Source organism: Salmonella sp. NW38 (genome assembly GCF_051807745.1).
GTDB lineage: Bacteria > Pseudomonadota > Gammaproteobacteria > Enterobacterales > Enterobacteriaceae > Salmonella > Salmonella enterica.
Map to the genome: position 1 here is coordinate 305,196 of NZ_JAMMTO010000003.1, position 15,162 is coordinate 320,357.

At 54.2% G+C, this 15,162-nt stretch carries 13 protein-coding genes; 5 read left to right on the forward strand and 8 right to left on the reverse strand.

The features are described 5' to 3' along the window. Positions 1-89: 89 nt before the first annotated feature. From NA624_RS07745 to NA624_RS07770, 6 genes are all read right to left on the reverse strand, one after another. Entirely contained in the window at positions 90-1,523 is a 1,434-nt protein-coding gene (locus NA624_RS07745; RefSeq protein WP_000068993.1) for an SDR family oxidoreductase, read from the reverse strand. 10 nt (positions 1,524-1,533) lie between these two features. After that, the gene (gene ltaE, locus NA624_RS07750; RefSeq protein WP_000566346.1) at positions 1,534-2,535 is read right to left on the reverse strand and encodes a low-specificity L-threonine aldolase; all 1,002 of its coding nucleotides are present in this window, start codon (positions 2,533-2,535) and stop codon (positions 1,534-1,536) included. 38 nt (positions 2,536-2,573) lie between these two features. Next, positions 2,574-4,292, reverse strand: a complete 1,719-nt coding sequence (gene poxB / locus NA624_RS07755; RefSeq protein ID WP_000815322.1) for a ubiquinone-dependent pyruvate dehydrogenase — start codon at positions 4,290-4,292, stop codon at positions 2,574-2,576. 157 nt (positions 4,293-4,449) lie between these two features. Then, entirely contained in the window at positions 4,450-5,418 is a 969-nt protein-coding gene (gene hcr / locus NA624_RS07760; RefSeq protein ID WP_001538209.1) for an NADH oxidoreductase, read from the reverse strand. Between the two features lie 11 nt (positions 5,419-5,429). Beyond that, positions 5,430-7,082 carry a hydroxylamine reductase gene (gene hcp / locus NA624_RS07765; protein ID WP_000458793.1) on the reverse strand — a complete coding sequence of 551 codons (1,653 nt, stop codon included), beginning with the start codon at positions 7,080-7,082 and terminating at the stop codon, positions 5,430-5,432. Between the two features lie 143 nt (positions 7,083-7,225). Then, complete coding sequence (locus NA624_RS07770; RefSeq protein WP_000491118.1) at positions 7,226-8,125, reverse strand: lysine exporter LysO family protein; 900 nt, start codon at positions 8,123-8,125, stop codon at positions 7,226-7,228. Positions 8,126-8,325: 200 nt separating this feature from the next. Here NA624_RS07770 and NA624_RS07775 point away from each other — a divergent pair, with 200 nt between their 5' ends. Then, positions 8,326-9,984, forward strand: coding sequence for an ATP-dependent endonuclease (locus tag NA624_RS07775; RefSeq protein ID WP_000599770.1), 1,659 nt, complete (start codon positions 8,326-8,328; stop codon positions 9,982-9,984). On the opposite strand, the gene NA624_RS07780 is transcribed toward NA624_RS07775, so the two are convergent. After that, on the reverse strand, positions 9,981-10,931 hold the full coding sequence (locus NA624_RS07780) for a VirK/YbjX family protein (RefSeq protein WP_001549582.1): 951 nt from the start codon (positions 10,929-10,931) through the stop codon (positions 9,981-9,983). The two genes, NA624_RS07775 and NA624_RS07780, sit on opposite strands and share 4 nt — an antisense overlap. A 145-nt stretch (positions 10,932-11,076) precedes the next feature. Here NA624_RS07780 and macA point away from each other — a divergent pair, with 145 nt between their 5' ends. Together macA and macB are read left to right on the forward strand one after the other, a co-directional pair. Continuing rightward, positions 11,077-12,195: a macrolide transporter subunit MacA gene (macA, locus tag NA624_RS07785; RefSeq protein WP_001201762.1), complete on the forward strand. Its 1,119-nt coding sequence runs from the start codon at positions 11,077-11,079 to the stop codon at positions 12,193-12,195. Continuing rightward, positions 12,192-14,138 (forward strand): macrolide ABC transporter ATP-binding protein/permease MacB, encoded by a 1,947-nt coding sequence (gene macB, locus NA624_RS07790; RefSeq protein WP_439040257.1) that lies wholly within the window; start codon positions 12,192-12,194, stop codon positions 14,136-14,138. Before macA ends, macB begins: the two co-directional genes overlap by 4 nt. 129 nt (positions 14,139-14,267) lie before the next feature. Here macB and cspD read toward each other — a convergent pair whose 3' ends face one another. Continuing rightward, positions 14,268-14,489: a cold shock-like protein CspD gene (gene cspD / locus NA624_RS07795; protein WP_000447499.1), complete on the reverse strand. Its 222-nt coding sequence runs from the start codon at positions 14,487-14,489 to the stop codon at positions 14,268-14,270. Between the two features lie 150 nt (positions 14,490-14,639). Here cspD and NA624_RS07800 point away from each other — a divergent pair, with 150 nt between their 5' ends. Continuing rightward, on the forward strand, positions 14,640-14,717 hold the full coding sequence (locus NA624_RS07800; protein WP_212742690.1) for a hypothetical protein: 78 nt from the start codon (positions 14,640-14,642) through the stop codon (positions 14,715-14,717). Between the two features lie 95 nt (positions 14,718-14,812). Then, positions 14,813-15,133: an ATP-dependent Clp protease adapter ClpS gene (gene clpS / locus NA624_RS07805; protein ID WP_000520789.1), complete on the forward strand. Its 321-nt coding sequence runs from the start codon at positions 14,813-14,815 to the stop codon at positions 15,131-15,133. The last annotated feature ends 29 nt before the right edge of the window (positions 15,134-15,162 follow it).

A 15,162-nucleotide genomic window follows, 5' to 3' on the forward strand; every position in this document is an offset into this window, starting at 1 on the left:
CCACTGTGTTTAATAAACCGTCGTGCGCATTCTTCCGTGAATTACGTCGGTATGCAATGGGAAACACGAAAGAATACAGCAACTTTTTCTCATTTTTCTGTGATTTGTTCTGCAAGTCGGGCAATACGCCTTGCCATTCCCCGGAAAATAAACAGGTGCGCCGGGATCATCAGTAGCCAGTAAATCAGGCCCGGCATTCCGTGTGGATGCCACCAGGCGCGCACGTCAATTTCGCGGTAGCGACCTTTATCGTGCAGCGTGAAGCTAAGCCGCCCCAGGCCCGGCGCTTTCATGCCAAACAAGAGCGTGAGCTGTTTTTCTGGTTCGACAATGATCACTTTCCAGCTATCTACCGTATCGCCTGGCTTGAGCAAGGCATGCGACGGGCGGCCTTTCGCCAGTTTATGCCCCACCAGACGGTCCATCGCGGCGCGCGTCTGCCACAAAATATTGCCGAAAAAATAGCCCTCTTTGCCACCCAGCCGATTTACGACCTGCCAGAGCGCCGATAGGCTGGCCGGGGTCTGCGCGGTAAAGCCCGCCTGCTTTGGAAAATAGCCGTATTCGGGACGCCAGCGGGCGAAGGCCAGCGCGTCGTAGCCCCAGTCGCTAGAGTTCACCAGTTTTTCTTCTTCTTTTAGCGTGCGGCGAACGGCGTCATCAAAGGTGATAAGCGTTTGGGGGATCAACTTTTTTAACGCGGCGTCATCGGCCAGCAAATCGTGCCTTAACCCCTGGATTAAGGCTTTTGCGGTAGTCGGCGGCACAGAGGTAATGACGTTTAAAAACCAGACCGAAATCCAGCGGGTCGGAAAAGGAACCGGGATCAGCGGACGCCGTTTACCGCTGACGGCCATAAAACGTTCAAACTGCTGCTGATAACTTAATACCTGCGGCCCGGCGGCTTCCAGAATACGATGCTCGCGCGCAGGGTGGTCCAGCAAGCCGACCAGGTAGTAGAGTAAATTTTCCAGAGCGATGGGCGTGGTGCGCGAACGCACCCAGCGCGGCGGCGTGAGTATTGGCAGGTTGTAAACCATGTCACGCATGACTTCGAAGGCGGCGGAGCCTGCGCCGACGATGATCCCGGCGCGTAATTCCGTCACCGGCACGCCTGCGTCGCGCAGTGTGTCAGCCGTAAGCTGGCGGGCGCGCAGGTGATCGGATTGCTCATGCGTCGGCGCCTGCAATGAACTGAGGAAAATAAGTTGTTTAACCGGCGTCTGGCGCAGCGCGTCGCGCACGTTGAGCGCCGCCTGACGCTCATGGGCGATAAAATCGCCGCCTTCGCCCATGCCGTGTACCAGATAGTAAACGGTATCAATGTCGCGAAGCAGCGCGGGTAAATTTTCCGGCCAGTGCAGATCGACCTTATGACAACTGACGTTGGCGAGGCGCTGCTTTTCCAGACGTTCCACGCGCCGCGCCGCCGCCCGCACCTGATGTCCTTGCTGACTTAGCGCAAAGGCCAGGTGCTGGCCGATATAGCCGCTGGCGCCGAGAACCAGAATGCGTTGCGCCACGTTGCTCTCCTTAGCGGGCTAAAAAGGCGCGCCAGTGGGCGACGACGTCGGCAAGCTGTTCGCGAGAAACATCCAGATGCGTCACCAGACGCACAATCGGCGCGGCGTTAATCAGGATATTCCGTTCCCGTAAATAGTCGCCAAGCGCGGCGGCCTGTGCTTCGCCAACGCGAACAAACAGCATATTCGTTTCGTGGCGCATGACCTCCGCACCTGCTTCCCGAAGCTGCTGCGCCAGCCAGGCGGCGTTATCATGGTCCTCTTGCAGACGCGCCACGTTATGCTTCAGCGCATACAGTCCGGCCGCTGCCAGAATCCCGGCCTGACGCATTCCGCCGCCGACCATTTTACGCCAGCGCGTCGCGCGTTTAATGTAATCGCGGTTGCCGACCAGCAGCGAACCGACCGGCGTTCCGAGACCTTTTGACAGGCAGATGGTAAAAGAGTCGCAATACTGCGTAATCTCTTTTAACTCACAGCCGTAGGCAACCACCGCGTTAAAAATTCGGGCGCCGTCAACGTGCAGCGCCAGTCCACGTTCGCGGGTAAATGTCCAGGCGTCTTTCAGATACGCGCGCGGCAGCACTTTCCCGTTATGCGTATTTTCCAGACTGAGCAAGCGCGTGCGCGCGAAGTGGATGTCATCCGCTTTAATCTTCGCCGCCACGTTCTCCAGCGGCAGTGTACCGTCCGCGGCGGCGTCGATGGGCTGCGGCTGAATGCTGCCGAGCACCGCAGCGCCGCCAGCTTCATAGAGATAATTATGCGCGCCCTGACCGACGATATACTCTTCGCCGCGTTCACAATGGCTAAGTAGCGCGACCAGATTGGCCTGGGTGCCGGTGGGTAAAAAAAGCGCCGCTTCTTTACCGGAAAGGTCGGCGGCGTAGCGCTGAAGGGCGTTAACGGTAGGGTCATCGCCGTATACGTCGTCCCCGACCGGGGCGGTCATCATCGCCTCGAGCATGGCGCGGCCCGGTCGGGTAACGGTATCACTGCGTAAATCAATCATGGCACATCCCTGGATTTTAAAAGGTGATGTGCACTGTTTTACCTTAGCCAGTTCGTTTTCGCCAGTTCGATCACTTCATCGCCGCGGCCGCTAATAATGGCGCGTAGCATGTACAGGCTAAAGCCTTTCGCTTGTTCCAGTTTGATCTGCGGCGGGATCGCCAGCTCTTCTTTTGCCACGACCACGTCAACCAGTACCGGGCCGTCAATGGAAAACGCGCGCTGTAGCGCTCCGTCCACGTCTGCGGCTTTTTCCACGCGAATACCGGTAATACCGCAGGCTTCGGCGATACGCGCGAAATTGGTGTCGTGCAGTTCGGTACCGTCGGTAAGGTAGCCGCCGGCTTTCATTTCCATCGCCACAAAGCCCAGCACGCTGTTATTAAAGACGACGATTTTTATCGGCAGCTTCATCTGTACCACCGAGAGAAAATCGCCCATCAGCATACTGAAGCCGCCATCACCGCACATCGCGATAACCTGACGACCCGGCGCGGTGGCCTGAGCGCCGAGCGCCTGCGGCATGGCGTTGGCCATTGACCCGTGGTTAAACGAGCCCAGCAGGCGGCGCTTGCCGTTCATTTTTAGATAGCGGGCCGCCCAGACGGTCGGCGTGCCGACATCGCAGGTAAAAATAGCGTCGTCAGCGGCGAAATGGCTAATTTGTTGCGCCAGATATTGCGGATGGATGGCTTTGTCGCTGAGTTTGGCTAAGTCATCAAGTCCCTTACGGGCGTCCCGATAGTGCTCCAGAGCTTTATCGAGGAATTTACGATTGTTTTTTTCTTCCACCAGCGGCAGCAGGGCGCGAAGCGTGGCTTTAATATCGCCCACCAGCGCCATGTCGACTTTGCTGTGCGCGCCAATACTGCCCGGGTTGATGTCAATCTGAATGATTTTGGCATCGCTCGGATAAAAGGCGCGGTAGGGGAACTGGGTGCCGAGCAGGATCAGCGTATCGGCGTTCATCATGGTGTGGAAGCCAGAAGAGAAGCCAATCAGGCCGGTCATTCCCACATCATAAGGATTATCGTACTCAACGTGCTCTTTGCCGCGCAGGGCATGAACGATTGGCGCTTTTAGTTTTGCCGCCAACGCGACCAACTCCTCATGCGCGCCCGCGCAGCCGCTACCGCACATCAATGCGATATTGCTGGAGTAACGCAGCAGTTGCGCCAGTTTTTTCAGCTCTTCTTCCGCCGGCGTGACGACGGGGTGCGGGGCATGGTACCAATGAGTGACGGCGTTTTCAGGCGCAGGTTTCAGCGCTACGTCACCCGGAAGTACGACCACGGAGACGCCGCGATTTAGCACCGCTTTGCGCATGGCGATGGCGAGTACCTGCGGGATCTGCTCCGGGCTGGAAACCAACTCGCAATAGTGGCTGCATTCACGGAACAACTCCTGCGGGTGGGTCTCCTGGAAATAACCGCTGCCGATTTCACTGGACGGAATATGGGCGGCGATCGCCAGAACAGGGACGTGGTTACGGTGGCAATCAAACAGGCCATTGATCAGGTGCAGGTTGCCCGGTCCGCATGAACCGGCGCACACTGCCAGCTCGCCGGTAAGCTGCGCTTGTGCGCCGGCGGCGAAAGCGGCAACCTCTTCGTGGCGGGTTGGCATCCATTCAATGGTTCCCATACGATTAAGACTATCGCTCAGGCCGTTCAGGGAGTCGCCAGTGACGCCCCAGATTCGTTTTACGCCAGCCTGTTCCAGCGTTTTGGCGATAAAAGCAGCAACGGTTTGTTTCATGGTTCTCCATCTCCTTAAATGTGATAACGGTTACAAGTTTAGTTGAAGATGACGATGACGTTTTTCTTTGGCGAAGAGAGGGGCGAAAGGATGAAGCGAGCGGCAAATCGCCCGGTGGCGCTAACGCTTACCGGGCCTACGATGGAACGTTTACCGATTATGCGAGAACAAGATCGCCCTGCGGATGGCAGGAGCAGGCCAGTACGTAACCTTCGGCAATCTCCGCCTCGCTCAGCGTCATGGTGCTGCTCACCGTATAGTCGCCGGAAACGACTTTGGTTTTACAGCAGCCGCAAACACCTGCCCGACAGGCAGCGGCAACCGGTACTTTATTACTCTCCAGCGCCTCCAACAGCGTTGTACCGATCGGGGCATAAAATTCCTGCGCTGGCTGTAGTTTGGTGAATTTCAGGCCGCTGGTTGCCGTTTCCGCCACCGGCGTGAAGAACTTCTCTTTAAAGAAGCGCGTTACGCCAAGCGCTTTCACGCCCTGTTCGACGAAATCCATATAGGGCGCCGGGCCGCAGGTCATGATGGTGCGCGATGCCAAATCCGGTACGCGCTGTAACAATTCCGTGGTCAGACGGCCCGCGACAAAACCTTCCGTGGCATGATTTTCCGCCACTAGCGTGACCGGATACTGTTGCCACTCGTCGGCAAAAATCACATCATCCGGCGAACGGACGTTAAAGATGACCTGCACATCGGCCTGCGGGCGGTATTTCGCCAGCCAGCGACGCATCGACATGATTGGCGTTACGCCACAACCGGCGGCGAGCAGCAGAAACTTATCTTCTGTTTTATCGTCACAGGTAAAATCGCCCATTGCATCAGACAGCCAGATGTAATCGCCGCGCTTGATGTCATGGGTCAACCACTGTGAACCCGTGCCATCTTCAATCCGACGAACGGTCAGCGTGATATATTCACTGACGCCCGGCGTAGACGAAAGGGTGTAGGCGCGCAGCGTTTCCGCTGAATTACGCACGCTCACCAGCGCATACTGCCCGGCGCGGTAAGGGTAGTAGTCATGGCATAATAGCGCAATTGTCCATACATCCGGCGTCTCCTGACGGATGTGATGCACCTGCATTCGCCAGGGACATTGTGAGGTTGGCATCGTCATCATTGGCCTCCTTACGCGCTCAGCAATTGCTTCATGTCTTCTTCAACGGTGGTCACGGAACGCAGACCGAACTTCTCGTTGAGGATAGCCAGCAGATCCGGCGTGAAGAAGCCCGGCGCGGTCGGCCCGGTGACAATATTTTTCACGCCTAATGACAGCAGCGTCAGCAGAATCACGATCGCTTTCTGCTCAAACCAGGAGAGCACCAGCGATAGCGGCAGATCGTTGACGCCGCAGCCCAGTTTTTCCGCCAGCGTCACCGCCAGGATAATCGCGGAGTAAGCATCGTTACACTGACCGGCATCGACCAGACGCGGCAGACCTTCGATATCGCCGAACTCCAGTTTGTTGAAACGGTATTTACCACACGCCAGAGTCAGGATCAGGCAGTCGTCCGGCACGCTGGTGGCGAAGTCGGTGAAGTAGTTACGTTCGCCGCGCGCGCCGTCGCAGCCGCCCACCAGGAAGATGTGACGCAGTTTCTCACGGCTCACCAGGTCAATCAGGGTATCAGCCGCGCCCAGCAGGGTCTGACGACCGAAACCTACGGTGATCAGGTGCGGAATTTCGCTGTACGGGAAGCCAGCCATCTGCTGGGCCTGCGCGATAACCGGACCGAAGTCATCGCCTTCCAGGTGGCTCACACCCGGCCAGCCGACGATGCTACGCGTCCAGATACGATCGTCATAGCTGCCCACGGTCGGGTCGATAATGCAGTTAGAGGTCATCACGATTGGGCCAGGGAAGCGGGCGAATTCGACCTGCTGATTCTGCCAGCCGCTGCCGTAGTTACCGACCAGATGCTTGAATTTACGCAGTTCCGGATAGCCATGTGCGGGCAGCATTTCACCGTGAGTGTAGACGTTAACGCCGGTGCCTTCGGTCTGCTCCAGCAGGTTGTAGAGATCTTTCAGATCGTGACCGGAGATCAGAATGCACTTGCCTTCAGTCGCTTTGACGTTGACCTGAGTCGGCGTTGGGTGGCCGTATTTGGTGGTTTCACCGGCATCCAGAATGCTCATCACTTTAAAGTTCATCTGGCCGATTTCCATTGCGCACTCCAGCAGCGCGTTCATATCAGCAGGCCAGGTGCCGAGCCAGGCCATGATTTTGTGGTACTGGGCGTAAATGTCGTTGTCGTATTGACCGAGAACGTGCGCGTGCTCCATATACGCCGCCGCGCCTTTCAGACCGTACAGGCACAGCAGACGCAGGCCGAGGATGTTCTCGCCAATGGCGGCTTTGTCTTTATTCGGGGTAAATTCCGCCGCCTGACGTTGCAGTTCGCCCAGATCGTCGCTAACCAGTTGCAGATCGGCCATCGGATTTTCGCAATGCGCATTGGCATCCACGCTCAGGCACTGCGCTTTCAACGCTTCACGCAAGGCAATCGCTTCACGGGCGTAGCCGACGATACGCGGAGAGTCGAAGTTAACATTGGTCAGCGTGGAGAAAAACGCGCGCGGCGCAAAGTTATCAACGTCGTGATTAATGATGCCATATTCACGGGCCTTCACCGCCCAGGCAGACAAACCTTGCAAAGCCGCAATCAGCAGATCCTGCAGATCGGACGTTTCAGCTGTTTTACCGCACATTCCCTGCGCGTAGGAGCAGCCGTTTCCGGCTGGTGTACGGATGGTTTGTTCACATTGCACACAAAACATGGTCACACCTTTTAAAGTTATATTTAATATACATGTTTAAGGTTATGCCTGTGAACAAAGGGATAAAAGGGATTTCTGCCATAATGTGCAAGGAGATTGATTTAGCGCAATTTTGGCGGCAGATGCCTACCGCCAAAGAGGTATCAGGCCGAGAAGAACGCCATTAAGAGGGGGACCAGCAGGCTGAGGATAAAGCCATGTACGATAGCCGCCGGAACAATCTCTACGCCGCCGGAGCGCTGTAATACCGGCAACGTAAAGTCCATTGAGGTCGCTCCGCACAGGCCCAACGCCGTTGAACGGCTGCGGCGAACCAGGCCGGGAATAAGCATAATGGCTAAGAGTTCGCGGGCCAGATCGTTAAAAAATGCCGCGCTGCCGATAACCGGTCCAAACGACTCCGTCAGCAAAATACCGGAAAGAGAGTACCAGCCGAAACCTGACGCCATCGCCAGGGCGGTTTTTAGCGGTAAATCCAGGATAAACGCATTAATCACGCCGCCCAGTAATGAGCTTGCCACGACAACGACCGCGACCATCATTCCCCGGCGGTTAAGCACAATTTGCTTTAAGGTCATGCCGCTATTTCGTAGCTGAATCCCCACCAGGAACAATAAAAAGATCAGCGTATATTCACTGGCTTCGGTGGCGTGCTGTAAAACAGAGAGTCCGCTCAGGCCGATAACAAACCCCAATACCACTACGCCGCACAGTTGCAGCGACTCCAGCGCCATGGCAATACGCGAAGGCAGTTTTTCCTGCTGATGATGGTGACGCCACGGGAGGATACGTTCCAGCCACAATAAGGCAGCGATATTACACAATAAAATAATCGTAATACTGACGGCGGAATAATGAAAAATCGCCACCAGATTACTGGCGAGGTTATCCAAAAACGCCAGGCTTATTCCCATAAAAAAGAGAATAAGATACACGATCCAGCTCAGTAGCCGGTTAATAAGTTGTAATGCGGCTTTATGTCGCAGTGGAATGAGATAGCCCACAATCAGTGGAACCAGAATGATTAAAAGTCCTGAAAACATGAACAGCCGGGCCCTTTTTTATTGTTTGAATAGCGTACATGACACTACCGAATTCCAGACTATCAGTAAAGCGACACCGTCAGCCGTACATTTATCATACAGTTGCCTCAGGCAAAGGGGGGAATATCACGCCAGGCGGAAGCATTTGCCGTTATACTGCGGTGAGTTTAATGGAGTGGTGACGCTTTTCTGGAGGAAGCATGATTCTCGAACGCGTTGAAATAGTGGGATTTCGCGGTATCAACCGACTGTCGTTGATGCTGGAGCAAAACAACGTGCTGATTGGGGAAAACGCCTGGGGCAAATCCAGCCTGCTGGATGCGCTGACTCTGTTATTGTCGCCGGAACTCGATCTCTACCATTTTGTCCGTGAGGATTTCTGGTTTCCGCCTGGCGACATAAAAGGACGCGAGCATCACCTGCATATTATTCTGACTTTTCGCGAAACGCAGCCAGGGCGGCATCGGGTACGTCGTTATCGAGCGCTGGAAGCATGCTGGTCGCCTTGCGAGGATGATTTTCACCGTATTTTTTATCGGCTAGAGGGCGAATGCGGCGCCGATGGTAGCGTGATGACGCTGCGCAGTTTTCTCAATAGCGATGGGCAGCCATTGCCGGTGGAAAATATTAACGATCAGGTGCGCCACCTGGTTCGTCTGATGCCAGTGCTACGTTTGCGCGATGCGCGCTTTATGCGACGTATTCGCAACGGTACGGTGCCCAATGTGCCGGATGTTGAAGTCACGGCCCGACAGCTGGATTTTCTGGCGCGTGAGCTGGCGACCCGGCCGCAAAATTTAACCGACGGGCAGATTCGTCAGGGACTGTCCGCGATGGTGCAACTGCTTGAACACTATTTCTCAGAGCAGGGCGCAGGACAGGCGCGTCACCGACTCATGCGCCGACGTTCGCAAAATGAGCAGCGTAGCTGGCGCTATCTGGATATTATTAATCGGATGATCGACAAACCGGGCAGCCGGTCGCATCGGGTGATCCTGCTGGGGCTTTTCTCCACGCTGTTACAGGCGAAAGGGACGCTGCGGTTACATAAAGACGCGCGACCATTACTGCTGGTGGAAGATCCGGAAACCCGTTTACATCCCATTATGCTTTCAGTCGCCTGGCAATTGCTCAATCTGTTGCCGCTACAGCGGATAGCGACGACTAACTCAGGCGAATTGCTCTCGCTAACGCCGGTGGAGCATGTCGTACGGCTGGTGCGCGAATCTTCCCGCGTCGCCGCCTGGCGTTTGGGCCCGGGCGGGTTAAGCGCGGAAGATGGACGGCGCATCGCCTTTCATATCCGCTTTAATCGCGCGTCGTCGCTGTTTGCGCGTTGCTGGCTACTGGTGGAAGGCGAGACGGAAACCTGGGTTATTAATGAGCTGGCGCGTCAGTGTGGACATCATTTTGATGCGGAGGGCATTAAAGTCATTGAGTTTGCTCAGTCCGGTCTGAAACCGCTGGTGAAGTTCGCCCGCCGTATGGGAATCGAGTGGCATGTCCTGGTGGATGGCGACGAAGCGGGGAAAAAATATGCCGCGACGGTCCGCAGCCTGCTTAATAACGATCGGGAAGAAGAACGCGAACATCTCACGGCGCTGCCTGCGCTGGATATGGAACATTTTATGTATCGTCAGGGCTTTGCCGATGTTTTTCACCGGGTTGCGCAGCTTCCGCCTAATGTACCGATGAATACCCGGAAAATTATCACTAAAGCTATCCACCGCTCGTCAAAGCCGGATTTGGCGATTGAAGTCGCGATGGAAGCCGGGCGGCGGGGAATTGACGCCGTGCCGCCGCTGTTCAGAAAGATGTTCTCGCGCGTGGTTTGGCTGGCGCGGGGCCGGGCGGATTAGCGTTTGAATGTGGCCGGAACCTGTACGACAACGCTATCGAGTAAAGCATAGCGGCGGCGATACTCGGCCCGTTTTTTACTGGCGATCTCCGCTTCGCTTTTTCGGGCGATCGCCAGCGGTAGCGCATAGTAATTTCCTTTAATTCTTTCACCGCCTAACGATTCCCAAAACGCGTCATAGTCGGCATGCATTTGCGTCTTTTTATCCATGTATCGCCAGCTACGGTAAACGTGCGCATCGTTACTCACGGCTATAATCTGCTCCGCCTGAAAGACTTGCGCAAACTGACAGAGAGCCTCCATCACGATGCGTTTGGGAAAAAGACCATGGCAGGCTTTGGTCGCCTGCTGGATAATTTCGTGAGGAACGTCGTTTGCCGCGCCCTGTAATCCGCCGATAAATAGTGTGCGTTGTTGGTTAAAGCGACACAGGGTAAATGTGATCTCTGCCAGAATACGTAACTGTGCGTCGCGAACAACAATAGTGCTTTCACCTTCTTTATCCAGTGAGACCAGACTGACTAAATCAAGTTGAAACAACTCGCCGGTTTTAGTTTCAAATTTAGCAAGATTCAGGCCATACTGACTTAAATAGCTAACCTGTTGTTCCCGCGATAAAAGTTGGCGCATCTGTTGATAATGAAAACACAGCGCATCTAAGGCGAAATCGCGTTTAATATTTACAGCCATATAAGGACGATGTAGCCGAATAGGCAAACGCGGCTGACGAGCAAGTAACGTATTTAACTCCGGCCATTGGGTGAGATTGGTCAGTAATTGGCTGGTCGCACGCGGCATGACTAATGAGCGGATTAAAAACTTGCGACGAAAGCTGGCTTTACGCCAGAATTTTCCTGGCTGTAATTGCCCGCGCGTCAGACGAATAAATAATTGTAAAGGAGAGATGTGATCTGAAGTGTACCAGGTATTATCTGTAAGCTGTGTCATGATCGTAATCCGCGACATAAGATTGTCGAGATTGAACCACAGGAAACATTAACCAATCGTCAATACAGCCGACGCTATCTTTATTGTGTCAGGTTTGTTTAGATACGGTTTACTTTCTGGTTAAAATTTTGCCGTCAGGGTTTCTATGCGTGCTAAGGGAAAGAAATTTAAAAAGCGTTATCTGGTCATTATTTTAATTCTTTTAGTGGGGGGGATGGTTAGCTGGCGAATGATAAATGCGCCGCTGCCAACTTATCAGACATTAATCGTGCGGCCAGGCGATCTTGAACAGAGTGTACTGGCGACTGGAAAACTGGACGCGTTGCGTAAAGTGGATGTCGGCGCGCAGGTGAGCGGCCAGTTGAAAACGCTGCTGGTCTCCATTGGAGATAACGTTAAAAAAGATCAGCTACTCGGCGTGATTGACCCAGATCAGGCGGAGAACCAGATAAAAGAGGTCGAGGCCACCCTGATGGAGCTGAACGCGGAGCGTCAGCAGGTAGCCGCTGAGTTAAAGCTGGCGCGGGTTACGCTGGCGCGCCAGCAGCAGTTAGCTAAGACTCAGGCGGTATCGCAACAGGATCTGGATACCGCGGCGACGGAGATGGCGGTTAAACAGGCGCGTATTGGCACCATAGATGCCCAGATCAAACGTAATCGGGCCTCGTTGGACACCGCGAAAACCAACCTGGAATATACCCGTATTGTTGCTCCCATGGCGGGGGAAGTGACGCAAATCACTACCCTGCAAGGACAAACGGTGATTGCAGCTCAGCAGGCGCCCAATATTCTGACGCTGGCGGATATGAGCACCATGCTGGTAAAAGCGCAGGTCTCGGAAGCGGACGTGATCCATCTTCGGGCGGGGCAGAAAGCATGGTTCACCATTGCAGGCGATCCGCAAACGCGCTATGAAGGCGTTTTAAAAGATATTCTGCCGACGCCGGAAAAGGTCAACGACGCTATTTTTTATTACGCCCGGTTTGAAGTGCCGAATCCCAAAAGAATCTTGCGTCTTGATATGACCGCACAGGTTTATATTCAACTCATGGATGTCAAAAATGTGCTGATTATTCCTCTCGCCGCGCTTGGCGAACCGGTGGGCGGCAATCGTTATAAAGTGGCGCTGTTGCGTAACGGCGAAAAACGTGAGCGCGAAGTGATCATTGGCGAGCGTAACGATACAGACGTGGAAGTGGTTAAAGGTCTGGAAGCGGGCGATGAGGTGATCATCGGCGAAAGCAGGCCAGGAGCGACGCCATGACGGCATTGCTTGAACTGCGCAATGTGAGTCGCAGCTACCCCTCCGGAGAAGAGCAGGTGGCGGTGTTAAAAGATATCTCCCTGCAAATCCACGCCGGGGAGATGGTGGCGATCGTCGGCGTTTCCGGTTCTGGAAAATCAACGCTGATGAATATCCTCGGGTGCCTGGATAAACCGACCAGCGGCACTTATCGGGTGGCGGGGCGGGACGTCTCGACGCTGGACCCGGACGCGCTGGCGCAGCTGCGGCGTGAGCATTTTGGCTTTATCTTTCAGCGCTACTATCTGTTGTCGCATTTAACGGCAGCGCAAAATGTTGAAATCCCCGCCGTCTACGCCGGCATTGAACGCAAAAAACGCCAGGCGCGCGCCAGAGAGTTACTTCTGCGGCTGGGATTAAGCGATCGCGTCGATTACCCACCTTCACAGCTTTCTGGCGGACAGCAGCAGCGTGTCAGTATTGCCCGCGCGCTGATGAACGGCGGACAGGTGATTCTGGCGGATGAGCCGACCGGCGCGCTGGATAGCCATTCCGGCGAAGAGGTGATGGCGATTTTGCGCCAACTGCGCGATCGCGGACATACGGTGATCATTGTGACGCACGATCCGCTGATTGCCGCCCAGGCGGAGCGGATTATTGAAATTCACGATGGCAAGATTGTCCATAATCCGCCCGCGCAGGAAAAGAAACGCGAACAGGGCGTTGACGCTGCCGTAGTTAATACGGCTCCCGGCTGGCGGCAATTTGCCAGCAGCTTTCGCGAAGCGCTGTCGATGGCGTGGTTAGCGATGGCCGCTAACAAAATGCGTACTTTACTGACCATGCTGGGAATTATTATCGGTATTGCGTCGGTGGTGTCGATTGTGGTGGTCGGCGACGCCGCAAAAAAGATGGTACTGGCGGATATCCGCGCTATGGGCACTAACACGATTGATATTCATCCAGGCAAAGATTTTGGCGACGACAACCCGCAGTATCGACAGGCGCTGAAATATGACGATCTGGTGGCTATTCAGAAACAGCCGTGGGTTAACTCTGCGACGCCCAGCGTTTCAAAGAGCCTACGTCTTCGCTATGGCAATATTGATATTGCCGTAAATGCTAATGGCGTCAGTGGCGATTATTTTAACGTTTACGGCATGTCCTTTAGGGAGGGGAACACCTTCAATGCTGTACAGCAACAGGATCGCGCGCAGGTGGTGGTGCTGGATGCCAACACGCGACGCCAGCTATTTCCAAATAAAGCGAATGTCGTAGGGGAAGTGGTGCTGGTGGGTAATATGCCGGTTATTGTTATTGGCGTGGCGGAAGAGAAACCGTCCATGTACGGCAATAGCAATCTGTTGCAAGTTTGGTTGCCCTATAGCACGATGTCAGATCGCATAATGGGTCAGTCATGGCTTAACTCGATCACCGTTCGTGTGAAAGATGGCGTTGATAGCGATCAGGCTGAACAGCAGCTTACCCGCCTGCTCACCTTACGCCACGGTAAAAAAGACTTCTTCACCTGGAATATGGACAGCGTCCTGAAAACGGCTGAAAAAACCACCTATACTCTTCAGTTATTTCTGACGCTGGTGGCCGTCATTTCGCTGGTTGTCGGCGGCATCGGCGTTATGAATATTATGCTGGTTTCCGTCACCGAGCGAACGCGTGAAATCGGCATCCGTATGGCGGTAGGCGCGCGCGCCAGCGATGTGCTACAGCAGTTTCTTATTGAAGCGGTGCTGGTTTGCCTGGTTGGGGGAGCGCTGGGGATTAGCTTGTCGATGTTCATCGCATTTATGCTACAGCTTTTCCTGCCCGGCTGGGAGATCGGTTTTTCACTGACTGCGCTGGCGAGCGCGTTTTTATGTTCGACGTTTACTGGGATACTGTTTGGTTGGCTACCGGCGAGAAACGCGGCGCGACTGGACCCGGTGGATGCGCTGGCAAGGGAGTAATCTTGCTGACGTCATTTGTCGGCCTGATAAGATGTAACAGTGTTGCTATCAGGAACTGGCGTTAAATAAAAATGCCAGCCGATCGGGCTGGCATTTTGCCTCCTGGATGTACACAATGAGACAGAGGAGCTATGCAACGGCCTCTGCTTCGATGGGCACGATGACGCTGGCGTGATTGCCTTTTGGCCCCTGGTGTACATCAAACCGGACAGACTGTCCGGCTTTAAGCGTTCTGTAACCATCCATTTGAATGGTGGAATAATGGGCGAAAATATCCTCGCCGCCGCCTTCAGGGCAGATGAAACCAAACCCTTTGGCATTATTGAACCACTTTACAGTACCCGTTTCCATGCTTCGACATCCTTCGTAAATCTTATATAAGTAAGATGGAATGAACCGGTGACGGAGTGGGGGCTGTTCAAAACCTCACCAACTCTCGACATTACAATTTAGAGAAATCAGGCGAGGCGTCAAGCATCAGGCAGGGGGGATCGGGTAAAAATGAATCAAAAATTTGAAGCAGTTAACGCTATTGCCGGGAATGTGACAGATGTCGCGGATGGTACTGATAGATGTTAGTTATCTATCAATTGAGGTAGATTGATTGTGTGCATAGACTCTGGTCAGCGGCAGATTTTCCTGCCGACAACCGTAACCGATAATGACGACTGACGATGGGTAAGACGAACGATTGGCTGGATTTTGACCAGCTGGTGGAAGATAGCGTGCGCGACGCGCTAAAACCGCCATCTATGTATAAAGTGATATTAGTCAATGATGATTACACTCCGATGGAGTTTGTTATTGACGTGTTACAAAAATTCTTTTCTTATGATGTAGAACGTGCAACGCAATTGATGCTTGCGGTTCACTATCAAGGCAAAGCCATCTGCGGCGTGTTCACCGCCGAGGTGGCGGAAACCAAAGTGGCGATGGTGAACAAGTATGCAAGGGAGAACGAGCATCCGTTGCTGTGTACGCTGGAAAAAGCCTGAATGCAGGTATAAAAATTGGGGGAGGTGCC

What these genes read in the sequence shown, in the direction of transcription:
- ltaE (WP_000566346.1), bottom strand. Translation starts at nt 2,535, where the DNA reads ATGATTGATTTACGCAGTGATACCGTTACCCGACCGGGCCGCGCCATG.
- poxB (WP_000815322.1), bottom strand. Translation starts at nt 4,292, where the DNA reads ATGAAACAAACCGTTGCTGCTTTTATCGCCAAAACGCTGGAACAGGCT.
- hcr (WP_001538209.1), bottom strand. Translation starts at nt 5,418, where the DNA reads ATGACGATGCCAACCTCACAATGTCCCTGGCGAATGCAGGTGCATCAC.
- hcp (WP_000458793.1), bottom strand. Translation starts at nt 7,082, where the DNA reads ATGTTTTGTGTGCAATGTGAACAAACCATCCGTACACCAGCCGGAAAC.
- NA624_RS07770 (WP_000491118.1), bottom strand. Translation starts at nt 8,125, where the DNA reads ATGTTTTCAGGACTTTTAATCATTCTGGTTCCACTGATTGTGGGCTAT.
- NA624_RS07775 (WP_000599770.1), top strand. Translation starts at nt 8,326, where the DNA reads ATGATTCTCGAACGCGTTGAAATAGTGGGATTTCGCGGTATCAACCGA.
- NA624_RS07780 (WP_001549582.1), bottom strand. Translation starts at nt 10,931, where the DNA reads ATGACACAGCTTACAGATAATACCTGGTACACTTCAGATCACATCTCT.
- macA (WP_001201762.1), top strand. Translation starts at nt 11,077, where the DNA reads ATGCGTGCTAAGGGAAAGAAATTTAAAAAGCGTTATCTGGTCATTATT.
- macB (WP_439040257.1), top strand. Translation starts at nt 12,192, where the DNA reads ATGACGGCATTGCTTGAACTGCGCAATGTGAGTCGCAGCTACCCCTCC.
- cspD (WP_000447499.1), bottom strand. Translation starts at nt 14,489, where the DNA reads ATGGAAACGGGTACTGTAAAGTGGTTCAATAATGCCAAAGGGTTTGGT.
- NA624_RS07800 (WP_212742690.1), top strand. Translation starts at nt 14,640, where the DNA reads ATGAATCAAAAATTTGAAGCAGTTAACGCTATTGCCGGGAATGTGACA.
- clpS (WP_000520789.1), top strand. Translation starts at nt 14,813, where the DNA reads ATGGGTAAGACGAACGATTGGCTGGATTTTGACCAGCTGGTGGAAGAT.